Source organism: Flavobacterium salmonis, from assembly GCF_903819435.1.
GTDB lineage: Bacteria > Bacteroidota > Bacteroidia > Flavobacteriales > Flavobacteriaceae > Flavobacterium > Flavobacterium chungangense.
Map to the genome: position 1 here is coordinate 38750 of NZ_CAIJDP010000045.1, position 24694 is coordinate 63443.

General features: G+C 34.3%; 26 protein-coding genes. 17 read left to right on the forward strand and 9 right to left on the reverse strand.

Annotation, left to right across the window (positions count from 1 at the left end):
* Positions 1 to 41 precede the first annotated feature (41 nt).
* From hemC to hemF, 7 genes are all read left to right on the forward strand, one after another.
* Positions 42 to 965 (forward strand): hydroxymethylbilane synthase, encoded by a 924-nt coding sequence (gene hemC / locus FLACHUCJ7_RS00565; protein WP_180907507.1) that lies wholly within the window; start codon positions 42 to 44, stop codon positions 963 to 965.
* On the forward strand, positions 965 to 1630 hold the full coding sequence (locus FLACHUCJ7_RS00570) for a uroporphyrinogen-III synthase (RefSeq protein ID WP_180907508.1): 666 nt from the start codon (positions 965 to 967) through the stop codon (positions 1628 to 1630). The genes hemC and FLACHUCJ7_RS00570 overlap by 1 nt, the downstream gene beginning before the upstream one ends.
* Before the next feature lie 86 nt (positions 1631 to 1716).
* Positions 1717 to 2742 carry a uroporphyrinogen decarboxylase gene (gene hemE, locus FLACHUCJ7_RS00575; protein ID WP_180907509.1) on the forward strand — a complete coding sequence of 342 codons (1026 nt, stop codon included), beginning with the start codon at positions 1717 to 1719 and terminating at the stop codon, positions 2740 to 2742.
* A gap of 39 nt (positions 2743 to 2781) precedes the next feature.
* The gene (locus FLACHUCJ7_RS00580) at positions 2782 to 3144 is read left to right on the forward strand and encodes a hypothetical protein (protein ID WP_180907510.1); all 363 of its coding nucleotides are present in this window, start codon (positions 2782 to 2784) and stop codon (positions 3142 to 3144) included.
* A 14-nt stretch (positions 3145 to 3158) separates the two neighbouring features.
* Complete coding sequence (locus tag FLACHUCJ7_RS00585) at positions 3159 to 3545, forward strand: hypothetical protein (RefSeq protein ID WP_180907511.1); 387 nt, start codon at positions 3159 to 3161, stop codon at positions 3543 to 3545.
* Positions 3546 to 3578: 33 nt separating this feature from the next.
* The gene (locus FLACHUCJ7_RS00590; protein WP_180907512.1) at positions 3579 to 3977 is read left to right on the forward strand and encodes a hypothetical protein; all 399 of its coding nucleotides are present in this window, start codon (positions 3579 to 3581) and stop codon (positions 3975 to 3977) included.
* An 11-nt stretch (positions 3978 to 3988) separates the two neighbouring features.
* Positions 3989 to 4891 carry an oxygen-dependent coproporphyrinogen oxidase gene (gene hemF / locus FLACHUCJ7_RS00595; RefSeq protein ID WP_180907513.1) on the forward strand — a complete coding sequence of 301 codons (903 nt, stop codon included), beginning with the start codon at positions 3989 to 3991 and terminating at the stop codon, positions 4889 to 4891.
* A gap of 57 nt (positions 4892 to 4948) precedes the next feature.
* Here the strand turns inward: hemF and FLACHUCJ7_RS00600 are convergent, their stop codons facing one another.
* Positions 4949 to 6745: a hypothetical protein gene (locus tag FLACHUCJ7_RS00600; protein ID WP_180907514.1), complete on the reverse strand. Its 1797-nt coding sequence runs from the start codon at positions 6743 to 6745 to the stop codon at positions 4949 to 4951.
* Between the two features lie 14 nt (positions 6746 to 6759).
* The gene (locus FLACHUCJ7_RS00605; protein WP_180907515.1) at positions 6760 to 7392 is read right to left on the reverse strand and encodes a hypothetical protein; all 633 of its coding nucleotides are present in this window, start codon (positions 7390 to 7392) and stop codon (positions 6760 to 6762) included.
* 224 nt (positions 7393 to 7616) lie between these two features.
* On the opposite strand from FLACHUCJ7_RS00605, the gene hemB reads away from it, so the two are divergent.
* A complete protein-coding gene (hemB, locus tag FLACHUCJ7_RS00610; protein WP_180907516.1) occupies positions 7617 to 8609 on the forward strand; it encodes a porphobilinogen synthase in 993 nt (330 codons plus the stop codon).
* A gap of 1 nt (position 8610) precedes the next feature.
* Positions 8611 to 9018 (forward strand): c-type cytochrome, encoded by a 408-nt coding sequence (locus tag FLACHUCJ7_RS00615; protein WP_078228900.1) that lies wholly within the window; start codon positions 8611 to 8613, stop codon positions 9016 to 9018.
* A gap of 70 nt (positions 9019 to 9088) precedes the next feature.
* Here the strand turns inward: FLACHUCJ7_RS00615 and FLACHUCJ7_RS00620 are convergent, their stop codons facing one another.
* Positions 9089 to 11149, reverse strand: coding sequence for a M13 family metallopeptidase (locus tag FLACHUCJ7_RS00620; protein ID WP_180907517.1), 2061 nt, complete (start codon positions 11147 to 11149; stop codon positions 9089 to 9091).
* Positions 11150 to 11307: 158 nt separating this feature from the next.
* On the opposite strand from FLACHUCJ7_RS00620, the gene FLACHUCJ7_RS00625 reads away from it, so the two are divergent.
* The 5 genes from FLACHUCJ7_RS00625 to FLACHUCJ7_RS00645 all read left to right on the forward strand — a co-directional run bounded on the left by FLACHUCJ7_RS00625 (position 11308) and on the right by FLACHUCJ7_RS00645 (position 15554).
* Entirely contained in the window at positions 11308 to 12246 is a 939-nt protein-coding gene (locus FLACHUCJ7_RS00625) for a DMT family transporter (protein ID WP_078228898.1), read from the forward strand.
* Positions 12247 to 12318: 72 nt separating this feature from the next.
* Positions 12319 to 12984: an SCO family protein gene (locus FLACHUCJ7_RS00630; RefSeq protein WP_180907518.1), complete on the forward strand. Its 666-nt coding sequence runs from the start codon at positions 12319 to 12321 to the stop codon at positions 12982 to 12984.
* A gap of 102 nt (positions 12985 to 13086) precedes the next feature.
* Positions 13087 to 13326, forward strand: a complete 240-nt coding sequence (locus tag FLACHUCJ7_RS00635; RefSeq protein WP_031457556.1) for a FeoA family protein — start codon at positions 13087 to 13089, stop codon at positions 13324 to 13326.
* Positions 13326 to 15425 carry a ferrous iron transport protein B gene (gene feoB, locus FLACHUCJ7_RS00640; protein WP_180907519.1) on the forward strand — a complete coding sequence of 700 codons (2100 nt, stop codon included), beginning with the start codon at positions 13326 to 13328 and terminating at the stop codon, positions 15423 to 15425. Before FLACHUCJ7_RS00635 ends, feoB begins: the two co-directional genes overlap by 1 nt.
* Positions 15426 to 15431: 6 nt before the next feature.
* Positions 15432 to 15554 carry a FeoB-associated Cys-rich membrane protein gene (locus tag FLACHUCJ7_RS00645; RefSeq protein WP_078228895.1) on the forward strand — a complete coding sequence of 41 codons (123 nt, stop codon included), beginning with the start codon at positions 15432 to 15434 and terminating at the stop codon, positions 15552 to 15554.
* 110 nt (positions 15555 to 15664) lie between these two features.
* Here the strand turns inward: FLACHUCJ7_RS00645 and FLACHUCJ7_RS00650 are convergent, their stop codons facing one another.
* From FLACHUCJ7_RS00650 to FLACHUCJ7_RS00660, 3 genes are all read right to left on the reverse strand, one after another.
* Complete coding sequence (locus FLACHUCJ7_RS00650) at positions 15665 to 16318, reverse strand: HD domain-containing protein (protein WP_078228894.1); 654 nt, start codon at positions 16316 to 16318, stop codon at positions 15665 to 15667.
* Positions 16319 to 16543: 225 nt separating this feature from the next.
* Positions 16544 to 17536 carry an acyl-ACP desaturase gene (locus FLACHUCJ7_RS00655; protein WP_180907520.1) on the reverse strand — a complete coding sequence of 331 codons (993 nt, stop codon included), beginning with the start codon at positions 17534 to 17536 and terminating at the stop codon, positions 16544 to 16546.
* Positions 17537 to 17589: 53 nt separating this feature from the next.
* Positions 17590 to 18330, reverse strand: a complete 741-nt coding sequence (locus tag FLACHUCJ7_RS00660; RefSeq protein WP_180907521.1) for a lysophospholipid acyltransferase family protein — start codon at positions 18328 to 18330, stop codon at positions 17590 to 17592.
* A gap of 126 nt (positions 18331 to 18456) precedes the next feature.
* Between FLACHUCJ7_RS00660 and rnpA the strand changes: the two genes are divergently transcribed.
* The 3 genes from rnpA to FLACHUCJ7_RS00675 all read left to right on the forward strand — a co-directional run bounded on the left by rnpA (position 18457) and on the right by FLACHUCJ7_RS00675 (position 21409).
* Positions 18457 to 18861 (forward strand): ribonuclease P protein component, encoded by a 405-nt coding sequence (gene rnpA, locus FLACHUCJ7_RS00665; protein WP_180907522.1) that lies wholly within the window; start codon positions 18457 to 18459, stop codon positions 18859 to 18861.
* A 101-nt stretch (positions 18862 to 18962) separates the two neighbouring features.
* Entirely contained in the window at positions 18963 to 20600 is a 1638-nt protein-coding gene (locus tag FLACHUCJ7_RS00670) for a S41 family peptidase (protein WP_078228889.1), read from the forward strand.
* A 5-nt stretch (positions 20601 to 20605) separates the two neighbouring features.
* Positions 20606 to 21409, forward strand: a complete 804-nt coding sequence (locus FLACHUCJ7_RS00675; RefSeq protein WP_180907523.1) for an OmpA family protein — start codon at positions 20606 to 20608, stop codon at positions 21407 to 21409.
* Here FLACHUCJ7_RS00675 and FLACHUCJ7_RS00680 read toward each other — a convergent pair.
* The 3 genes from FLACHUCJ7_RS00680 to FLACHUCJ7_RS00690 all read right to left on the reverse strand — a co-directional run bounded on the left by FLACHUCJ7_RS00680 (position 21406) and on the right by FLACHUCJ7_RS00690 (position 24654).
* Positions 21406 to 23064 (reverse strand): S41 family peptidase, encoded by a 1659-nt coding sequence (locus FLACHUCJ7_RS00680; protein WP_078228887.1) that lies wholly within the window; start codon positions 23062 to 23064, stop codon positions 21406 to 21408. The genes FLACHUCJ7_RS00675 and FLACHUCJ7_RS00680 overlap by 4 nt on opposite strands.
* 346 nt (positions 23065 to 23410) lie before the next feature.
* Complete coding sequence (locus tag FLACHUCJ7_RS00685) at positions 23411 to 23857, reverse strand: GNAT family N-acetyltransferase (protein ID WP_078228886.1); 447 nt, start codon at positions 23855 to 23857, stop codon at positions 23411 to 23413.
* A gap of 155 nt (positions 23858 to 24012) precedes the next feature.
* Positions 24013 to 24654 carry a DUF1579 domain-containing protein gene (locus FLACHUCJ7_RS00690; RefSeq protein ID WP_078228885.1) on the reverse strand — a complete coding sequence of 214 codons (642 nt, stop codon included), beginning with the start codon at positions 24652 to 24654 and terminating at the stop codon, positions 24013 to 24015.
* Between the last annotated feature and the right edge of the window lie 40 nt (positions 24655 to 24694).

Consider the following 24694-nt stretch of genomic DNA (forward strand, 5'->3'; position numbering starts at 1 on the left):
GTTAAACAGAATGTTCCTTACTTTTAAGGATCCAAAAAAATATGGCTCAAAAAGTTATCAGAATAGGAACCCGCGATAGTGAGCTCGCGCTTTGGCAAGCTCATACTGTCGAAAAAAAATTAAACGATTTAGGCTTTAAAACTTCAATTGTTGCTGTAAAATCTCAAGGAGATATTATACTCGACAAACCACTCTACGAACTCGGCATTACGGGAATCTTTACCAAAACTTTAGACATTGCCATGATCAATGGTGATATTGATATTGCGGTACATTCTATGAAAGATGTTCCAACGGCTTTGCCAAAAGGAATTGTTCAGGCAGCAGTTTTGGAAAGAGCTAATGTTCTGGATATTTTAGTTCATAAAGGAAATCCTGATTTTGACAATCCAAGTACCATTGCAACCGGAAGTCTGCGTCGCCAGGCACAATGGTTCAATAAATATCCAAATCATACGGTTGTTGATTTGCGCGGAAACGTAAATACGCGTATGCAGAAACTTCAGGATAACGACTGGGACGGAGCTGTTTTTGCTGCTGCAGGTTTGGAACGCATCAACCTAAAACCGGAAAATGTTATTAATCTGGATTGGATGATTCCCGCACCTGCACAAGGAGCAATGCTGGTTGTAGCAATGGAAAATGACAATTATACACTTGATGCGCTTTCGCAGTTAAATCATATTGAAACTGAGATTTGTACTTATATAGAACGTCAGTTTTTAAGAACACTTGAAGGTGGATGTACAGCACCAATCGGAGCTTTGGTTACCTATAATGAAGATGAAGACACTTTGCATTTTCAAGGCGTTTTACTTTCTATTGATGGGAAACAAAAATTGGAAATCGATAAAACAGTTGATATCTCAGAATGGAAAAAATTAGGTTTTAACTCGGCTCAGGAGATTTTGAATAATGGAGGAACTGAATTAATGCAAAAAATCAAAGAATCCTTGAAAAAATAATGGCAAACCAGGTTCAAATACTATCAACTAAAATATTATCGCCTCTTCATAAGCAGGAATTGATGAAATATGGTATTGAAGTAATCGAAGCCGATTTCATCAAAACCGAAAACAAACCTTTCGAATTAAAAGACCTCAACGAAAGTCTGATTTTTACAAGTCAGAATGCCGTTCATAGCGTTTTATCACATCCAAAATCGGAAGAACTCAAAAAGAAAAACGTGTATTGCGTTGGACTTAAGACCAAAACCTTATTGACCGATAACGGATTCAATGTTGTTGCCTATACAGGTTACGCTTCAGATTTGGCAGAAATTATCACTTTGATTTACAGCAGTGAGAGTTATACCTTTTTCAGCGGGAATCTTAGAAGAGATACTTTGCCCGAAGCTTTAAAAGAAAACGGAATTAAATTCAATGAAATTCAGGTTTACGACACAGCATTGCAGCCGCAGAAAATAAAAGAAAATCCTGAAGCAGTATTGTTTTTCAGTCCTTCTGGTGTTAAGAGTTATCTGAAAGACAATTCCATAAATAAACAAATCTGTTTCTGCATTGGTGATACAACTGCAGACGCTTTATCAAAAATCACTAAAAACATCATCGTCGCAGATCAGCCTACAATTGAAGATGTGATCGAAGATGTAATTCAGGAATATAAATAGCAATAGGCTTTAGGCTCTAAGCCGTAAGCTAAAATTTAAACAACAAACGCTTAAAGCCTAAAGCTTAAAGCCTAAAGCAAAAAACAATGTTAAAAAACGACCTATTTTTAAAAGCATTAAAAGGAGAAACAGTTCAGCGCCCACCGGTATGGATGATGCGTCAGGCAGGAAGATATTTGCCGGAATTCAGAGCCCTGCGTGATAAATATGATTTCTTTACCCGTTGCGAAACTCCGGAATTGGCTGCAGAAATTACAGTTCAGCCTATTCGCAGAATTGCTCCGGATGCAGCGATTTTATTCTCGGATATTTTGGTGGTACCACGTGCTATGGGAATTCACGTAGAATTGAAAGACAATTTAGGCCCGATTATCCCGGATCCGATTCGTACGATGGAACAGGTAAATCAGGTTTTTGTTCCGGATGTAAATGAAACTTTAGGTTATGTTTTTGACGCTGTGAAATTGACTAAAGAAATGCTGAACGATGAGGTCCCGCTTATTGGTTTCGCAGGTTCACCATGGACTATTTTTTGTTATGCAGTTGAAGGTAAAGGTTCTAAGAGTTTTGATACGGCAAAAGGATTCTGTTTTTCAAACCCTGTTGCTGCACATACTTTATTACAAAAAATTACCGATACGACTATTTTATATTTAAAAGAAAAAGTAAAATCGGGTGTAAATGCTGTTCAGATTTTTGATTCATGGGGCGGAATGCTTTCTCCTGTTGATTATCAGGAATTCTCATGGAAATATATCAATCAGATCGTTGAAGCTTTGGCAGAAGTTACTCCGGTTATCGTTTTCGGAAAAGGATGTTGGTTTGCTTTAGGCGAAATGGGTAAAAGTAAAGCTTCAGCATTGGGTGTAGACTGGACTTGTTCGGCCAGAAATGCGCGTTATTTGTCTGGTGGAAATGTTACTTTGCAAGGAAACTTTGATCCGTCACGATTGTTTTCTCCAATTCCGACTATCAAAAAAATGGTTCATGAAATGATCGACGAATTCGGAAAAGATAAATACATCGTAAATTTAGGTCACGGAATTTTACCAAATATCCCTGTAGATCATGCTAAAGCGTTTATTGACGCTGTTAAGGAATACGGGAACTAATTTAATAGTAAGATTTGATCTGCTAAAACCCAAACCTGTATGGAACAAAACAATACTGTTTCTGCAACTGAAGAAATGGGTAAAAATTTCATTAGATTTAATACCGTTGTATTGTTTGTATTTATAATTTGGTGGTATAATGTAATCAGTACTTTTGGTTTTGGTCATTTTTATTTATCCGGAGAAAAACAAATATTTGAAATTATCATTTATAACATTGGTTCATTTGTTTTACCTTTTTTATATACTTTTTATATTTTAGGTCATATTCAATACGCCAAAATAAAAAAACAGTCCTTGTATTTTAAACTTATTGGAATTGCGTGGCTTCCAAGCCTGATTCTTTTAGTTATTATTTGCTATACTGCAATGACATTTGACAATCGGGTATATTTCGAATAAAAAACAACTCATAAATGCTCAACAAAGGTTTAAGAGACGAAGAGAAAATCAGAATCGACAATGTTCTAAAAACATTGCGTACTCTTGTTTTTGTACCTCAGCCTTTGAATGATTTAGATAAAACGAATATTGAAAATCAATTAAAAGAATTCGCGCTAAACATTGAAACCTTAGTTGATCATTCCAATGAAGATTTAATCGAATTATTGATGCGTCTTCATTTTGACTGGGAAGAATTAGAACAGTTTGCAGATTTTTTAATAGATTTTTCAAAAGTCGAAAACTACAATTTTGAAGATAAGGCTTTGGCTGTTTATCAATATATCCAATCAGAAAGCAAAGTCTTTTCTTTTGGAATAAATTCGAAAATTGCTTCTCTAAAAAATATTAACACAAAATAAGTCATCTGCTACGGATCATAAAAAGTAAATTAAATGTTTACAGAAAGAGAAAGTATCTTAGATTTAGAGTTTAGTAATTCCTGGACTAAATATTTTTTCTTTGCTTTTATAATTGGTTTGGGATTTTTTATTATTGGGTATAACATTCACAAAGATGCAAATTATGATTATCGGGGAGAATTTTACAAAGACCATATAAAAGATGAGTTTCAGGGAATTGTACATCGAAAATGGCCTTATCATCATGTTGTTTATGTAAAACTAACAGATTCTACAGAAATAGTAGGTTACTATTCTATTTATAACAAAGTAAACAAAGGCGATTCAATTATTAAAAAGAAAAATTCTAAAGAAATAATTCTTAATAAACCAGATAGTATAATTTATAATGATATTTACGATGAGAACAAATTTCATTTTAAATTAAAATAGATTTTAAATCAATGAAAGACAAATTTTACGCCTACATACAAAACCTGCAGGATCAAATCTGTGCAGGATTAGAAGCCGTTGACGGAACCACTAAATTCCGCGAAGATCTTTGGAAACGTCCTGAAGGCGGTGGCGGAAGAACACGCGTTATAGAAAATGGAACTGTTTTCGAAAAAGGCGGTGTAAACATTTCAGCCGTTCATGGGAAATTGCCTGAAACCATGCAAAAAATGTTTGGCGTTGGAGAAGCAGACTTTTTTGCTTGTGGATTAAGTCTGGTGATTCACCCAAAAAACCCAATGGTTCCGACGGTTCATGCCAACTGGCGCTATTTTGAAATGTACGATGAGTCTGGAAATGTGATTCAGCAATGGTTTGGCGGTGGACAGGATTTAACGCCTTATTATTTGTTTGAAGAAGATGCCAAACACTTTCACCAAACTTGCAAAACGGCCTGCAATAAACACAATCCGGAGTTTTATCCAAAATACAAAAAACAGTGTGATTCATATTTTTGGAATGCTCACAGAAACGAAGCCCGCGGTCTTGGCGGTTTATTCTTTGATTATTGCAAAGCAAATGAGTCAATGTCAATGGAAAACTGGTACGATTTCGTAACTGAAGTTGGAAACAGTTTCCTGGAAGCGTATGTACCAATTGTAGAAAGAAGAAAGAATCTTTCTTACACTCCGGAAAACAGAAACTGGCAGGAAATCCGACGTGGCCGTTATGTGGAATTTAACCTGGTTCACGACAAAGGCACATTATTTGGTTTAAAAACCAACGGAAGAATCGAAAGTATTTTGATGAGTTTACCTCCGCACGTGCAATGGGTTTATGATCATCATCCGGAAACAGGAAGTAACGAGGAGAAATTATTAAAAGTGTTGGAAAATCCTGTAGACTGGATTTAATCACTTCAAAACATAAAAAAGCCCTAAAATTGATTTTTTAGGGCTTTTCATTTAGAATTATTTAGTACTTAGTTCGTCAACTAAATCTAAGGTCTGAAGAATAATATTTTTATCTCCTTTGGATGAGTTTAGCTTTAACTCGAATTTCAGTTTGTTATCTGTTAGTTTTTTGGCCGAATATAAAGTAACATCCGTAAACTGCTGCGCCAGTCGATTGAAGCTTTTAATTTCAGATTCCTTGGCTTCACCTGTATTAGAATAGGCTGTTACCAATTTATCCAAACTCACTTTTGCCGAAATATAATGCTGTTTCAGTTCTTTTTTAACTTCTTTCGAAAATGAATTGTCTTTCGGAAAAATTGCATCAATATTATTACCAACAACTACAACATCTTTATCCTTAAAAATAAACAAATTACCGTATTCCTGAGTTCCTTTTATTTCGTAATAATTCCCTTTTTGAACTAATCCTTTTTTGCGAACTCCTAACTGGATGAGTTTATCAGCAAAAGTTGGATGTGTCGAAGTAAAAATCACTGAAAACTGCGGTATTGCTTTTTTTATCGTTTTCACAACTTCTTTTGACTCATAATTCTCATCATATTCGAAAGTTTTTGAAGTCACTTCTCTTTCGACAACATCATAAAGAAATACGCTTATATCACCATCAAAAAGAGTCGCTGTGGCTTCTTCATCAATAATTGTTGAAATAAGATCTGTTGCAACACTAATATCCTCTTTTAAAATATAAGGATTGGAGAAAATCTCGGTACTAAAAGCAGGAAAACTATTGAGTATTTCTTTTGTGTTAAAATGATACGTCATGTAACCCAGCGGTTTTTGAGACGGAAAATAATTAAAGATGTTTTTATTTACTTTCCGATTACTGATTTTGCCCACTATATCAGCCATTGGTTTCGAGTATTCCACAATTTCTTCTACTCTGGCATTATCATTATCAAAATAAAAATCAACATTTATCCCTTTAACGAAATTGCCTAAGTTATTTTGGCTTGGCAAAAATTTATTATAAGTCGTAAACCGTGCCAAAGCCGCATAGGCAGTATTAAAACTCGACATTGCCGCACCATAATCTACCCAGCATGAAATATCAGCATTTTCATGTACTTTCTCAGAAGCTGGAACTCTAAAACCATTTTCAAAAAGCAATTTTACAAATCTGTTTTGACTGATGGCCTGAATGCTGTCAAAAGCAATCTGTTCTTTTTGAAAATTAGGATAATAATTATCCGAATAATCTACATAAGCTGTATCTACAACCGGTACCTCGTTTGTTTCTACAACAACTTCCGAAACTTCTGAAGTATCACCTGTTACTGCAGTCGCTGCAGAGTCTACCTCAACTTCCGGATACGAATAATCTTTATACTCGTGTTTTTTTGTTAATCCAAAAAACACTAAATAGCTGTCATTCCAGGCTACGGTTGTTTTTTTATCTGGAGAATTATATACTGAATACTGACCAAAATCTTCAATAAGAGGTTTTCCAAGTGAATCATTTTCCTTGTTCTTTTGAATCAGAAAGTTTTTAATAGCATTTTTATCTTTTATAGGAATGGTAACCTGATAATACGGAATACTGTCAGAATAATTACCGTGAACAGTTATTTTCTGATCTAATTTTATAAGATCTGCATATTGATTGATGTCCAGATTCATTTTTCCGTCTTTATATTTCTTTAAGACAGAATGATTTAGAACCTCAGCAATACTTACTTTTTTAGAAAGCTGACTGCCGTTAAACTGAACAAAATAATCCTGTTTTGGAGACAGTGTCTGGCTGTGAGCCAGAGTGAATGTAAGCAGAATTAAAAAAGTAAAAAATTGTTTCATGTGATGTATAAGGATTATTGATTTAATTGAATAGTATTATTCATAAGTGACGATTTTTTAAGAACGCTGTACATACTTTGCTTTAAAAAAACGGTCTTTTTGTTTGGAGAAATTTTGCAATTGGCATTACTTGCATTTAAAACGTCACGGTCAAACGTGTAAATAGATACAATATTGGCTTTTTCCAGATCTTCTTTTTTCTTTTCGTCTTTCAGCAGATTTTCAGGAATTGGGTACGATGCGATTCTTTCAAAACTCTTTGAATTTGCTGTAAAATGAATCTGATTTTTTTGCTTATTCAATGTATTAACTACTTCGTTCAGCGCTTTTAAACTTTTATAATCCAATTTGATGATAAAAATATAACGATCAAAATCTGTTTTGGTGGTGACATTTGAAATGCCTTCAATTTTTGAAACTTTGGATTTAAAATCGGTTAACTTTTGTGTGATTTCCTGCTCATTAGGAATTTTCACACCGTCAACTTCTTCCAGCCAGATAGCTGATTTTGTCTTAAGCCATGACTTCGAAAAATCAACCATCAAGGTATATTCGCCACTCTGGTCATCATGATGTTTGATTCTTTCTGTTATTTCGAAACAGCTTGTTAAGAGTAAACAGCAACATAATGCAAATATTTTCTTCATTTGGGAGATTTAAAGTTGAAAAAACATTCCATAAGAAGATTCTTAACAGAAGTTTAAAAAAGCGATACGAATTTAGATAATATTAACGAATTCTACGGCATTACTCACTCTTTATTTGGACGTTTTTTCTTTAACTTTGCGGCACTTATTTTAATTTCACTTTAATAATGAATATGAACTCTTTAGAGAGAATATTCTTTTTAGATTTAATAAAAAAACACTCTATGTTCCCATTACAAAGAAACCGCCGTTTAAGAACTAATGAATCTATTCGTTCTTTAGTTCGTGAAACCAGTTTAAGTCCACAGGATTTTATGCTTCCAATGTTTGTGGCCGAAGGAAAAGATATAAAAGTCGCCATTCCGTCTATGCCCGGAATTTATCGCCATTCACTGGACAACACTATCAAAGAAGTCAAAGAAGCCTGGGATTTAGGAATCAAAGCAGTGAATATTTATGTAAAAGTAAGTGAGAGCCTTAAAGACAATAAAGGCGTTGAAGCCTGGAACAAAGATGGGTTGATGCAGCAAACTATTCGGGCTATTAAAGATGCAGTCCCTGAAATGATTGTCATGCCCGATGTAGCATTAGATCCTTATTCGATTTATGGTCACGACGGAATTATAGAAAACGGCCAATTGATAAACGATGCTACTGTTGATGCTTTAACCCGAATGAGTCTGAGCCATGCTGAAGCCGGAGCCGATTTTGTAGCACCAAGCGACATGATGGACGGAAGAGTTTTGGCCATTAGAAAAGCGCTGGAAGAAAATGGTCACCATAATGTGGGAATCATGAGTTACAGTGCAAAATACGCATCTGCTTTTTACGGGCCTTTTCGTGATGCGTTAGATTCTGCTCCGGTGGATTCTCAAAATATTCCAAAAGACAAGAAAACTTACCAGATGGATTATGCTAACCGAATTGAAGGAATTCGTGAAGCATTATTAGACGTTGAAGAGGGTGCAGATATCGTTATGGTAAAACCAGGAATGGCCTATTTAGACATTGTTCGCGAGGTAAAAAATGCCGTTCATGTACCGGTTGCAGTTTACCAGGTATCTGGTGAGTACGCTATGGTAAAGGCCGCAGCAGAAAAAGGGTGGCTGGATCATGACAAAATTATGATAGAGCAACTTTATTGCATTAAGCGTGCAGGGGCTAGTATCATCTCAACTTATTTTGCTAAAGAAGCTTCGATAATCTTAAATAAATAATATGAAAAAAACTATATTTTTAATAGCTGTTTTAGCATTTATATCCTGCAAAAAAGACAGTCAGGAGCCATTTGGAAAATCTACCGAAAAGACAGAAACATATTCAGAAGGTGAATCAGAAGAAACTAAAACTCCTGAAGAATTAGGTAAATCGATTTTTGAGGGTAAAGGAAATTGTACTTCTTGTCATCAGGTAGATCAAAAAGTAATTGGCCCAAGTATTCAGGAAATCGCCAAAATCTATAAAGACAAAAAAGGAGATATAGTTACTTTTCTCAAAGGAAATGGAGAACCAATTGTAGATCCAAGTCAGTTTGCAGTGATGAAAACCAATTTTCCGGTAACACAGGCAATGTCTGATGAAGAACTAAAAGCAATTGAAACTTATATTTATAGTAATTTGAAATAAAACACTATTTCAAACATACTATAATTAACAAAAAATGGAGCTAAATTTAGCTCCATTTTTTTGTTCTGAATTACCAGATTTTTACTCTCTTCTCCGGATCGACATACATTTTATCTCCTTTTTTGATATCGAAAGCATCATAAAAAGCATCAACATTCTGAATTGGGACATATGCTCTGTACATTCCCGGTGAATGCGGATCTGTTTTTACCTGGTTTTTAATAGCCTCATCTCTTGATTTAGTTCTCCAGACTGTAGCCCATGAAATAAAGAAACGCTGTTCAGGTGTAAATCCGTCAATTAATCCCGGATTACCTTTTTTCTTTAAATACAACTGTAGTCCATCGTAAGCGGCATTAATTCCGCCTAAGTCACCAATATTTTCACCTAAAGTAAATTTACCATCAACATGAATTCCTGGCAAAGGTTCCAAAGCGCTATACTGATCAGCAAGAGCAGTTCCTAATTCTGTAAATTGTTTCAGATCTTCTGCAGTCCACCAGTCAACAAGATTTCCGTCAGCATTGTATCGGGCACCTGAATCATCAAACCCGTGTGAAATTTCGTGACCAATTACAGCTCCTATTCCACCATAATTTACTGCTTCATCAGCCTGATAATTGTAAAATGGCGGTTGCAAAATAGCAGCAGGGAAAACAATTTCATTATAAGAAGGGTTATAATAAGCATTTACAGTCTGAGGAGACATTCCCCACTCTGACTTATCTACTGGCTTTTTTAATTTTTCCAGACCTTTGTTAAAATTCCATTTAGCCAAATTTCTTGAATTCTCAAAGTAACTGCCTCCATCAGCAACACTTTTGATTTCTAAAGCAGAGTAGTCTTTCCACTTATCAGGATACCCAACTTTTATTGTAATTTTATTCAGTTTTTCGATAGCTTTCACTTTAGTAGCATCAGACATCCATGATAAATTATTAATACGGTTCTGGTAAGCCAGAATTATATTGTGAATCATATCAGTTGCTTTTGCTTTTGCTTCGGCAGGAAATACTTTTTCTACGTATAATTTACCAAGAGCTTCTCCAATACTTCGGTTTACAATTTGCAAAGCAATCTCTTCTCTGGGCAATTGTTTCAGGGCACCTCTCAGGGTTTTACTGTAAAAATCAAAGTTTGCGGCTTCAATATCAGTAGTCAAATGCGATGTTGACCTGTTTAGTAAAGTCCATTTTAAATACTCTTTCCATTGTGAAACTTTGTTTTCAGTATAAACATTTTGAAGTGCTTTCATGTAACGTGTTTCTGAAACCACGACTGTATCTAACTTTGCAAGACCAAGCCCGGTAAAATAAGCATCCCATTTAATAGCCGGAGTTAATTTTTGAAGATCTGCCACAGTCATCGGATTGTATTGTAAACGACTGTCTCTGCTTTCGACACGGTCTAATCTTGGAGTTGATAAAGCTTTTTCTAATGCTACAATTTCTGATGCACTTTGTTTGGCTTTTTCAGCAGATTCTCCAATAAACTGCATCATTCTTGCTACATGAAGTTCATATTTAGCAAGTTTCTCTTTAGAATCTTTATCTTCAGCAGTGTAATAATCTTTATCAGACAAACCTAATCGGCTAACGGCGAGAGTTACAGAATTTTTAGAACTGTTTTTTTCATCAGCTCCTATGTAAATCTTAAAAAAGTCATTTCCTCCCTGAGGTTCCATTTCGACTAAATATTTTTGAAGATCAGCCACATTTTTTATAGCATCAATCTTTTTCAAAAACGGCTTCAATGGTTCAATACCTCTTTTGTTTCTGCCAACAGTGTCTAAAACTGTGGCGAACAAGTTCACTGCTTTGCCTTGATCTGTATTCGATTTATACTTTGGATTTTTTGAAGCACTTTTCAAAATTTCCATTGCATCCTTGTCTGTTTTTTTAATTAATTCATTAAAACTTCCCCAGGTTGTACGATCACTCGGGATTTCTGTTTTATCCAGCCATGTACCATTTACATATTGAAAGAAATTTTCTTTAGGGCTAATGTCTTTTTTCATATAAGAAACATTAATCCCCGGTTCCTTTTGAGGTGTGGTTTGTGCTTGTACTGCAGCAAAGGAAAGCATTGCAGAAATAGCATAAAAAGTAGGTTTAGTAAGCACTTTTTTCATTTTTATTTAAGTTTATAGACAATATGCAAACATATTGTTATTATTTGAAAAGTTGTGTTAAAAATCTGATTTTTAACTTTCCTAAAAAGATAACATTTCATGTATTTACTTCCTGAATTCAAATTGTTTTTGGAATATTTGCTTAAAAATAATTTAAGGTGAAAGCAAAAATCCAAAATGCCTTTTCAAAAAGAATAGATGCCATCGGATTACCGATTTTAGCTTTGTGCTGTGTGAGTTTTTTTTGGGGAACTACCTGGCTGGCATCAAAAGAAGGGGTCAAACATATGCCAGCTTTACAACTGGTAACAATAAGACAGTTCATAGGAGGAATGATATATGTTTTGTATTTTATTATCAAGAGAGAACCCTGGCCAAAAGGGAAGCAATGGAGAACAATTTTGGTTCTGGCTTTCCTAAACTTTTGTCTGAGTAATGGTTTGAGCACTTGGGGTGTTAAATATATCAGTAGCGGACTTGGGGCAATTATTGCTGCCATATTTCCGATTTGGATTGTAATCATTTGTTTTTTTAGAGGAGAAAGAGTATCAAAATTGGCCGTATTAGGACTGTTGATCTGCTTTTGTGGAATTTGTGTTATTTTCATGGATCATTTAGCTGATTTCTTAAAACCTGATTTTCAATTTGGAATTATTTTATCTGTTATCGCAACTATTACCTGGGCATTCGGAACTTTACATATTAAGAAAAAAGCAACAAGTTTCAACCCGTACTTTAGTTTAGGATTACAAATGCTTATATCCAGTTTTATTCTTTTAGGAATTACAGAATCTGCAGGGATTAATATTCCGCTAAACCAAATTCCGGTTACATCCTGGTGGGCAATTGGATATCTGGTAATAATTGGCTCAGTATTAACCTTTATTGCTTTTATCTATTCGCTCCAACATCTTCCAAAAGAAATCAGCAGTATTTATGCTTACATTAATCCAATTGTAGCCATTGTTCTTGGTTTTTTTATTTTTGGAGAAATACTTACAAAGGCTATTGCAATTGGCGTTTTAATAACCTTGGCAGGATTATATCTGGTGAACAGATCCATACCAAAACCAAAAAAGAAAAAGCAATTGCAGTAATTTGGTTAAAATCATGACAATTTAAAGTTTTAAAAAAAGTCCTTTTCGTATTTTTGCATTCAAATTATTTTTATGAAATCGCTTCTTTATAAATACCGAAAATTTTTTATCGTTTTAATTGTATTTTCGGCTATTACCATAACCCTGTTTTACTTCGCTTTAAAACCGCAAAAAATCTTGCCTGTCTACAATCCGGCTGATGTAAATCCTGAATTGGTAGACAGCACGGTACAATACAAAAGTAAATATCATACCATTGCCGATTTTTCTTTTGTGAACCAAAATGGCGATACCATTACCCAAAAAAATTATGAAGGAAAGATTTATGTTGCCGATTTCTTCTTTACAACCTGTGGATCAATCTGTCCAAAAATGACAACCAACCTGGCTGATGTTCAAAAAGCAGTTTTAAATAATCCAAAGGTTATGCTGCTTTCTCATACCGTTTTTCCTGAAACAGACAGTATTCCGGTTTTAAAAGCCTATGCGATAAAACATGGAGTGGTTGACAGCAAATGGAATCTGGTTACCGGCGATAAAAAAGAGATTTATACCATGGCCAGAAAATCGTATCTGGCCGTAAAACTAGGAAGACCTGATCAGCTTTATGATATGGTTCATACAGAAAATTTTATCCTGGTGGATCAAAAACGACGCGTTCGCGGATTTTATGATGGAACAGACAAAGAAGATATTAAACGTCTTTTAGAAGATATTGATTTCTTGTGTAAAGAATAAAACCCTTATTTTTAGAAACATTTAGCATATTCGGCTGTATTAAATTCCCTTAAATAAAGAATTATTGCCTATTTTTGCAATCTAAATTCAATCTAAATAAGCTTGCAAAATACTATCCACACTCTGAAAAAAGGCGACAAAGCCATTATCAAAGATTTTGATATCGATCTTATTCCTCTAAAATTATTAGAAATGGGTTGTTTGCCTGGCAGCTTGGTTGAATTGCTTCAAATTGCTCCTTTTGGAGATCCTTTATATTTGGATATCAATGGCTCCCATGTTGCAATTCGTATTGAAACAGCTCGTGAAATTGAAGTTGAACTTATCAAAAACAATTTATAATGAGCGTTCAGAATATCAATGTTGCCCTTATTGGGAATCCAAACACAGGAAAAACTTCTGTTTTTAATCAGCTTACGGGTTTAAACCAACAGGTTGGAAATTATCCCGGGATTACTGTTGAGAAAAAAATGGGTTTCTGTAAACTGCCACACAACATTAAAGCCAATATTCTCGATTTACCCGGAACGTACAGCCTGAATGCCAGTTCAATGGATGAAAGTGTGGTGATCGAACTTTTACTGAACAAAAACGATAAATTATATCCGGATGTGGCAGTAGTAGTAACAGATGTTGAAAACCTGAAACGAAATCTGCTGATTTACACTCAGATAAAAGACCTGGAAATTCCAACAATTTTGGTCATCAACATGTCTGATCGTATGGAACGTAAAGGAATTACTCTTGATATTCCGTATTTAGAAGAAAAACTAAAAACCAAAATTGCGCTAGTTAGTTCACGCAAAGGTTTAGGAATCGATGCCTTAAAAGAATTAATAGTTTCCTATCGAACTGTTCCGCACGAACCTTGCTTAAATGCTTCGGTTATTGATTCTGACTATTTTGAAAAATTACAACATGCTTTTCCGAACCAGTTGTTATACAAATTGTGGCTGGTTATTACTCAGGATGTCAATTTTTCGAATTTAGACCGAAATGAAATCCGAAGTACTTTTACAAAATCACACTCTGAATTAAAACGTCTTCAGCAAAAAGAAACTATTAAACGGTATCAGTTTATAAATGATGTTTTGAAAGAAGGTTTAAAAGTCGATCCTTCGATGGCAAAAGACATCCGTGCAAAACTGGATCGTGTATTAACACACAAAATATGGGGATACGCTATTTTCTTTGCCATTTTATTTCTGATCTTTCAATCTATTTTTAGCTGGTCCACGATTCCGATGGATTTCATTGACAGCACTTTTGCCTCTTTAAGCAGCAGGGTTGCCGAAGAACTTCCAAGCGGTATTTTAACCGATTTGCTTTCGCAGGGAATCATTCCGGGAATTGGCGGTGTTATCATTTTCATTCCGCAAATTGCTTTCCTATTCTTGTTCATTTCGATTTTAGAAGAAAGTGGTTATATGAGCCGTGTTGTATTTTTAATGGACAAAATCATGCGCAGATTCGGTTTATCTGGAAAAAGCGTAGTACCTCTCATTTCAGGAACAGCCTGTGCCATTCCGGCAATTATGGCAACGAGAAATATTGAAAACTGGAAAGAACGTCTGATTACGATTTTGGTTACTCCTTTTACAACCTGTTCAGCAAGGTTACCGGTGTATGCGATTATCATTTCATTGGTAATTCCCAGTAAACGTGTTTTTGGAGTTTTAAATGTGCAGGGACTAACCTTAATGGCGCTTTACGTTTTAGGTTTTTTTGCTGCTATTTTATCGGCATATATTTTAAATAAGGTTTTAAAACTGGAATCCAAAACGTATTTCGTTGTTGAAATGCCAAGTTATAAATTACCCCTTTTTAAGAACGTTGGAATCAATGTTGTAGAAAAAACCAAAGCTTTTATTGTTGGTGCCGGTAAAATCATTCTTGCCATATCTATTATTTTGTGGTTTTTAGCCTCATACGGACCCGGAAAAGATTTTAACGAAGCAGAAACCATCGTAAAAGATAGATTTGCAAATACAACCCTGACAGAAACTCAATTTGAAAACGAAGTAGCTTCTCAAAAATTGGAGAATTCCTATATCGGATTAATGGGTCATGCAATTGAACCGGCGATTGAACCTTTGGGTTACGACTGGAAAATCGGTATTGCCTTAATTAGTTCGTTTGCTGCTCGTGAGGTTTTCGTGGGAACTCTTGCCACAATTTACAGCGTTGGCGATAGTGAGAACGAAGCTACCATAAAAAGCAAAATGCAGGCTGAAGTTCACTCTGACACAGGAGAAAAAGTCTTTAATTTTGCAACCGGAATTTCATTATTACTGTTTTATGCTTTTGCCATGCAGTGTGCGAGCACATTGGCTATTACCAAAAAAGAAACCAATTCGTGGAAATGGCCTGCCATGCAATTGGGCTTCATGAGTGCACTTGCCTATTTAACCGCCTTGATTGCGTACCAAATATTAAAATAATGAGTCATGATTCAGGAAATTATTGCTTTTGCCATATTAGGATTTGCAGTTGCTTTTTTGATTAGAAAATTCTTCTGGAAATCTAAAAAGAAAAAGGACTGTGGTGATGGGAATTGTGGCTGCAGCTGATTTTTTATTCCGCAGAGCTACACAGAGAAAAAACACAAAGATCCGCAAAGAAATGTAAAATAACTTTGCGGATCTTTGCGCTTATTAGTGAATCTTTGCGAAATACAAACTTACTTAATACCTTCCCATTCTGCATAAAACTGTGCAAGGAACGTTTCCATAAAACGATGCCTTTCTTCGGCAAGTTGTTTTCCGGTTTCGGTATTCATTTTATCTTTTAAGAGTAACAGCTTTTCGTAAAAATGATTTATGGTGGGCGCATTATTCTTTTTGTATTCTTCTTTGGTCATGTTGGTTACAGGTGTAATTTCCGGATTATACAAAGCTCTGTTTTTAAATCCCCCATAATTGAATGCCCTTGCTACACCAATTGCACCAATTGCATCCAGACGATCAGCATCCTGAACAATATCCAATTCAAGAGAAGAAAACTTCTTTTCGAAATTTCCGCCTTTATATGAGATATTTTCGATGATATTAACAACATGTACAATAATGTCTTCGGAAACATTTTCTGATTCTAAAAACAAACGTGCTGTTTTGGGACCAATTGTTTCATCTCCGTTATGAAATTTACTATCGGCAATATCATGAAGCAAAGCTCCTAATTGAATTACTGTTAAATCGCAATCTGTATTTTTAGCAATCAATAATGCATTTTTATAAACACGCTCGATATGAAACCAGTCATGACCTCCTTCTGCATCATTAAGTTTTTCTTTTACAAATTGGATTGTTTTATGTATTAAGGCTGTATTATTCATGATATTTTTAATGCTTAACCGTTTGCTTTATTTTTTAATAACAACAGTATTTTTTATAATTTATTTGAAAATTCAAAAACATTTTTATTCAAAAAAGAGACCCCGAAATATTAAAAAAATGCTGACTGTCAAAGATTTAAAAACCTCAACAATCAACATCTTTATACTCTTTGTTTTTAAACGCAACGAAATTGCATTTAATAAAATTGATTTAAAATCTAAATATTATAATCTCGCCGGCTCTACCCACTTGAAAATATGAGACTCTTTTGGAATTACGATTCTCTCTGAAATTCTTGCCATACGGGCCGGTAATTTCATCAGATAATCACGTGCTTTTTCAGCTTCATCTGTTAGGTTTGTAATCTTATCAACTTCCCATTTATCTATTAATTTCTGCATGATATCTACATAATCGTTTGCAGTGTAAACTCCGATACGCTGTGCAGAATCTGAAAATTGCTCAAAAGCAGTACTGATTTTTTGACCTGATTCTCTTAAAAAATGCGCCGGCATTACGATTTTTTGTTTCATCATATATTGAAACGCCAACATCATTTCGCTTGGATCAACCTGAAAAATACGGGTAACAAATTCGCTGTACGCATGATGATGGCGCATTTCATCACCAGCAATCATTTTACACATTTTAGACAACTTGTTATCACCAAATTTTTTCGCCATTTGGGCTACTCTGTTATGCGAAACATAAGTTGCTAACTCCTGGAAACTAGTGTATACAAAGTTTTTGTATGGATCGGATCCGGTTCCAATATCAAAACCGTCGTTGATTAAGTGCTGTGTTGTCATTTCGATTTCACGCATGTTTACACGACCAGACAAATACAAGTATTTATTTAGTAAATCTCCGTGTCGGTTTTCTTCTCCCGTCCATTGACGAATCCATTTAGACCAACCGTTTCCACCATTTTCAACCTGATTCACTCCTTCTACATCCATCAGCCAGGATTCATAAGTTGGTAAAGCTTCCTCGGTGATGGTATCACCTACTAAAGTTACCCAGAAATCATAAGGTAATTCTTTGGCAATTTCACGTAATTCTCTAACCTCCTCAAAGAAGTTTTCTCCTTGGGAATTAGGTAAAAAATCGGTAGGCTGCCAAATTTTTTCAACAGGGATTAAATACTGTTCTACGAAGCTATCTACATTTTTTTCCAAAAACTGCATCACTTCTAATCTAATGTTTTTTATAGACATTACTTGTTTAATTTGGGATTTAAGTATTAGAATTCTCTCTCTAAATACAAAATCTATTTATATTCATTCACTCCTTCTACAACTGCCTTTTCTGTCAATCTCATTAACTCAGCAAAATCATAATCTTTAACGGCCATTGCTTTATGGGCGGTAAAGGTAAGATGATTTGCTAAACCAACAGGGAAAAACCCATATTTTACCATTTTCCATGAATTGTTAATACTCACTGGAACAACATAAGCTGAAGGCGCATATTTGCAAAGGATTTTTAAACCACTTTGGGCAAATTCTTTAGGCTTTCCTGTTTTACTTCTGGTTCCTTCGGGAAAAATCACAGCAGATCTTGTGTTCTTTTCAATATATTCAGACAAGCCTTTGATTACAGGAATCGCTTGTTTAGGGTCTTTACGGTCAATTAGTACTGAACCTCCATGGCGTAAATTGTATGAAACGCTTGGGATTCCACTACCTAACTCTTTCTTACTTACAAATTTACAATGAAAACGTCTAAAGTACCAAATCATTGCCACGATATCGTACATACTTTGGTGATTCGATACAAAAATCAATGGAACACCTGTGGGAATTGTCTCTCTGTTTTTAATTGTATATCTCGTTCCTACCAGATTGGTGCATCTTAAAAGAAAAAAATTCAAATAATCAACGCTAATTTTGTGAGCCTGATAACCAAAAATATTTAGTGAAATCCATTGTATAGGATGAAAAACAACCAGACACAATCCAAAACATAGATAATAAATTATGGAGATTGGATATGAAATTATCTTCTGCATGCTTTAAAAAATTAATTGCCAAAAGTAATAAATAAATTTTTAGCGGTATAAAAATTGAAAACAATAACCGCTTTTCTGGTTTAATTGTACCTTTGTCCTTAAAATTGCAAATTTTTTCTGAACTAAATGAATTTTACTTACCCTAAAAAAGAGCGCTTAAAGAGCAAAACGACAATTGGATTACTTTTTTCTGAAGGAAAATCTGTTTCAAAATATCCATTACGTTTAGTTTATCGTCAGGCGGAAGCAGATTCAGAAGAAAAAATTAAAATTGGAGTTTCGGTTTCAAAGAAGTATTTCAAAAAAGCAGTAGACCGAAATTACTTCAAGCGTGTTTTAAGAGAAACCTATCGATTAAACAAACATTTGCTTTGGGAAAACGTACAACAGCCTTATTCTTTGATGTTTTTTTATCAGACTAAAGACAAATTATCTTACGAAGAAATCAATACCAAAACGATTCAGTTGTTTGAGAAATTTCTTCTGCAAATAAATAAAACTACAGATTCTGAAAATAAAACAGAAATGTAATCCATCATTTCAAATACCAATTGAGATTCACCTGAACGAATCGCCTTAATTGGTGATTTATTATTATTTTAGTACTTTATAATTTAAGACAATTCAAAATTATGACTTCTTATTTCAAAAAGAAATTTGTTATACCAGCCGTTGCTATAGGATTTCTATTTATTGGAACCAGTTTCAAAGATGATTTCTTTGAAATAGCCAAACAGATAGAAATCTTTACCACTTTATTCAAAGCCGTTAACACCAATTATGTCGATGAAACTAATCCGGGTGACCTGATGGATAAAGGCATTAAAAGTATGCTGGGGAGTTTGGATCCTTATACCGTTTACTTTAATGAACAGGATGTTGTAAATTTTAAAATCAATAATACCGGCGAATATACCGGAATTGGTGCTATGATTGCACGTAAAAAAGACCGCTTAATTGTTCGTGAGCCTTATAAAAATTATCCTGCGGATAAAGCGGGATTGAAAGCCGGAGACGAAATTATACAAATTGGAGATGTTTTGATTGCCGATTTTAAGGACGATGCATCGCAATTGCTTAAAGGAACAAAAAACACTAAGATCAAAATAAAATACCTTCGCCAGGGTAAAACCTATACTACAGATTTGGTTTTGGATGAAGTTGATATCAAATCGGTTCCATTCTATGGAAAAATAGATGATAAAACAGGATATATTGTTTTGGCACATTTTAGTCGAAAAGCGGCAGCTGAAGTAAAAGAGGCTCTTGAAAAACTAAAAACTCAGGGAGCTACTCAAATTGTGCTCGATTTGAGAGGAAATCCCGGCGGTTTATTAAATGAAGCCATTGACATTTGCAATTTGTTTGTTCCCAAAAATGAAGTGATTGTAACTACAAAATCAAGAATTGAAAAACACAATAACACCTATAAAACTACTAAAGAACCTATAGATACTCAGATTCCACTGGCTATTTTGGTAAACGGAAAAAGTGCTTCGGCATCAGAAATTGTTTCCGGAGCTTTGCAGGATTTAGATCGTGCTGTTATTTTAGGAAGCCGTAGTTTTGGAAAAGGTTTGGTACAACGTACCGTCGAATTGACTTACGGAACACAGCTAAAAGTAACTATTTCACGTTATTATACTCCTTCAGGACGTTGTATTCAGGCACTGGATTATGCTCATAAAGACAAAAATGGTGTAGCCCAAAAAACTGATTCTAAAAACTTTAATGCTTTTAAAACAAGAAAAGGACGAACAGTTTATGATGGTGGTGGTGTTTTGCCTGATATTGAACTGGATGAAACCAAAATGAGTCCAATTACAAATGCGCTATTAAAAAACGACGGAATTTTTGATTATGCCACAACCTATTATTATAAAAACCCGAATTTAGGAGATAAGATTCCAACGATTACAGATGCTGATTACATTGCTTTCAAACAATATTTAAAAGCCAATAAATTTACTTTCGATACAGAAACCGAACTGGCTTTGAAAAACACTTTGGCAGCGGCCAAAAACGAACAAATTGATGAAGCAATTGTTATTGAATATAAGCAACTATTAAATGCACTTGAAAAAAGTGAAACTACGCTATTAGATAAAAATCAAAAAGAAATTAAAAACCTGATTCTGGAAGAACTTATCAAAAGATACCAATATCAGGAAGGTCTATATCAATATTACATTAAAAACAATTCAGAAATTAAAAAAGCGGTGACAGTCTTAAATAATCAAACTGAGTACAAAACGATTTTAAAAATGTAGAAAAAATGAAACTTTGCAAAGCGTTATTTCTGTTATTCATTTACAATTTATCGGCGCAGCAAAAACCCATCGAAACCATTTATTTTGATTTTGACAAATACGTCCTTACCAGTCAGCAAACCAAAGTCATCACCGATTTTGTAAAAAACTTAGACACCACAAAAATAGAATCCATACAGATTTACGGCTATTGCGATGATCGTGGCAATGACGAATATAACTACCGTTTATCTTATGACAGGGTAAATACTATACAGGAAATATTAGTTTCAAAAGGCTTTAACAAAAGTAAAATAATTATTCTTGAAGGAAAAGGACGGGTTATAATCAGGAGCGATACCGTTGAAAACCTACATGAAACGAGATCAAAAAACCGCAGGGTCGATTTGATTGCCGTTAAAAAAAACAGTTACGAAAAAGGAATTCGTAATTCATTAAAAAGCGAATTAAACGTAGGTGATAAAGTTTTACTGGAAAACATATTGTTTGATCTTGGGAGTTCAAAACTAACGTACCATTCTAAAAAAGAATTAGATAAAATTGTTACCATTCTGCAATCCAAAAAAAACATTCAGTTTGAAATCAGAGGTCATGTGTGCTGTACTCCTGAAATGTACACAGACGGAATAGACCGGGAAAATAACGAAAGAAGACTTTCCTGGAATCGTGCCAAAACAGTGTTTTTCTATTTGGCATCGAAAAAAATATCCAAAAGCCGCATGACATTTCAGGGCTGCGGCAACAAATATCCGCTTGGAAAAGGGGACAATTTAGACCGGAGAGTTGAATTTTATATTACTAAGATTTAGTTTTCCAGCAAATACTTTTGTGCTGCTTCCATCAATTCATCTCTACCTTCCTGAATACCTTTAATTGTAGGATGAACCGTAATATCTATCTTTACACCTGTACGTTGAGTTGGGGTTCCATCCTGATAAAAAACACCAAGTCCGCTCATAACTGCTTTAAATCCTATAAATTCTACTTTCGAAATATCACCGTCTGCCCCGGCTGTTTGACTTCCCAGAGTTGTAACGTTGTTTCCGGATTGTAAGAGCATCGCCATAAATTCACTTGAACTTTGCGTTTGGTCATTCACTATTAAAACCACTTTTCCTGTATAGTATTCATTTTTAATCGGAGTATTTATCAGAGGCTTTTCCCAGATAAATCTTCCCGGATAACTTAAATCCGGTTTTACAATTTTCGCATACTCTTTATTTGTCGTTATTAACCTACTGGCAATTCTAAATGGTATAAAATTCGGATTCCTAACATCTATTATAAGAGCTTTTGTCGAATTTAGTTTCTGCATCATTTCATCCTGATCTTTTATTTCTAAAAGAGCCAGATCTATATATCCAATATTATTTTCGTCTATATAATACTTTTTAGTGTTAGCGTTTATTTTTCCAATGAATTTGTTTCCTTCCAGCAGTTTTACGTTTTTATAAAAAAACTGATCATTTCTTCTTAATTTAAGATTGACAGAATCTGTACTGCTGCTTAAAACCAAATAATCATAATTCCTTGCTTTTGTATTTTGGTTAGAGCCATGAATGTATTTTTTTCTTTCACTGATAGTTTTCAAAACATTATTATTGTCTATTTCTTCGATAATATCACCTGTCTTGAGTCCATCCCATTCTGTTCCTGAATGATATGGAAATCCTGTAATTGCAATTTGATTTTCTACCAGGTTAAAAAATACCGGTAAAGATTTGGTTCCAAAAAAATTTCCAATATGATTGGTGTAAAAATTAGCATGTGTGTCATCTAATTTAATAACTGTTTCTAACATCACTAAATGATACGCAGTTGTATTCTCAGCATTCAAAAACTTAGGGATCATTTCTTCCAAAGCAGAATTCCAGTTTTGATCGGTCATATATTTATAAGGAAAAAAATATTCTACAATATTCCAATATCGGAATAAGCTTACCAAGCGCAGATTTCGCCCCGGAAATTCGAAGTTTTTGTACTCAGGTTCATTAGTTATCTGAATGTTGTCACGTGAAGTCGTTGTAACATAAAAGTTCTTGCCCTGAAACCTGTTTGATTCTATATATCTGAGTTTTTGAGAAAGCTCAGTAGTAAAAGTATTCGAATCATCCATCCATGAAAAATCTAAATTCTTTTCAAAATACTTCTTTTTGACATCGTTTTTACACGATTGGCATTCTTTTAAATCTCCAAGACCAACAATCCAGTCAAGATAGATTTTAGACAATTCCTCCCTTGTTGTAGCTTTTTCAACTTTAGGTAATACTTCCAATAATTGTTCATCCCAGTTAAAACTGCCTTTCACAACATTTGGATGATAATATTTAAGAAATCCCCAAATTTTTGCCAAACTTGCCAGATTTTCAACTTTTTTCTTATCCGTTTTGTCGATCGATTGGTTTTGACCGAAACTTAAAAAACTAAAATAACAAAAAACCAAAACCCACTTTATTTTATCCATTTATTATAAATTTTCTTAATTACAGAAACTAAAATAGACAAGTGAATATTAAATAATGTTATTATAATCATAAAGTTACAGGCAATAAAAAGCCTCCATCTGGTAAGGAGGGCACTGAAAAAGTCCTTTAAAATTAAAAAGGTAATTTTACAAGTAAAATGGAGGCTCTGAGAATCGTCTGTACGAAAGTGTTCTCAATCACCTATCCGAATACATTAAAGAAAAAGAGGTTGTTTTCATATTTGAAAACAACCTCTTTTGATAAATAGCCACTTTTTCAGTGCCCTCCTGGTAAGTTCAAGGCTTTTTATAAAATCTTTTAGAAAAATTAAATTTTTGGTAAAGCTTAATTCCTTACCATCTCAATATGCGGGATATCATCTTCCAGATACATTTCACTGGTTTGTATAAATCCATGACTTTCGTAGAATTTTTTTAGGTATAACTGCGCACCTATTGTAATTTTTTCTTTTCCAAAATTTGACTTTATTCCTGCAATGGCTTCCCGCATTAAATCATGTCCCCATTTACGGTCACGGTAATTGAGATCTACAACTACTCTTCCTATTGAAGCATTATCGAAACTTATTCCCGCATCTAATAATCGCGCATGAGCAACGGTTTTACCATCATACTCTCCTATTAGATGTAAAGCATTCTTATCTTTCCCGTCAAGATCTAAATAAACGCAATTTTGTTCCACTACAAAGATTTCACTTCTTAGTTTCAATAAATCATATAGTTCATGAACCGTTAAGGCCTCAAAAGACTTTATTTTCCATTTTAATTCCATTGCGTATTATTTTATTATTTATTCTAATTCAAAAGAGTAAAATTAATTTAAAAAATGAAAACAGAAAGAATACATCTATGTGTTTCAACAAAAAATCCCGATGATATCTCGCAATCGGGATTTTTTCTATTTTTTCTAATCATTAGGAATGTAGATTATTTTTTCTTCATAATGATTTCCATGCTTTTATATTCCTTCCCTTTTTTTGTATCATACATCTCCATTTTACGGGTTGTTGCATCCACGATCGTGTACACTTCACGATATGGTGTTTTTTTTCCGTTTATTGGGTTTACCATTTCGCCTTTAAGTTCCATACTTTTAGTCTTATCATCATATTTACCTGTAGCAACCATCATGCCCGTCCCCATATTGTCAATAAAAGTAGTGGTGTATTCTTTACTGGCATTATTGTAGGCTAATGTAGATTTTCCTTCAAATGGCTGTCCCATCATCGTTCCCTGATAATTAGCTTCCTGATAACGACCTCCCAGAATCATTTTTATATTTGTCGTAGAACTTGCCTTTTCAGGTTTACCTCCTTCTTCTTCCCAAAAAGTCATGTCACAATTCCATGTTCCGGTTTCATCAGCCATCATTTTATGAGGCGATCCCGGCGTTGCATATTCCATCCATGCCTTGATTTGCGCAGCAGAATCTAAAGGCATTTCAGCAATTGAATCTTCTGTTTTTATACTATCAACAGCTTTAGAACTTTCAATTTCTGTTTTTACTTCTTTTTTACAAGAAGAAAAACACAAAACTAACATCAATAATGTTACAAATAAATTTTTCATAATTTCCTGATTTAATGTTTGTTACAAACAAAAGTATGGA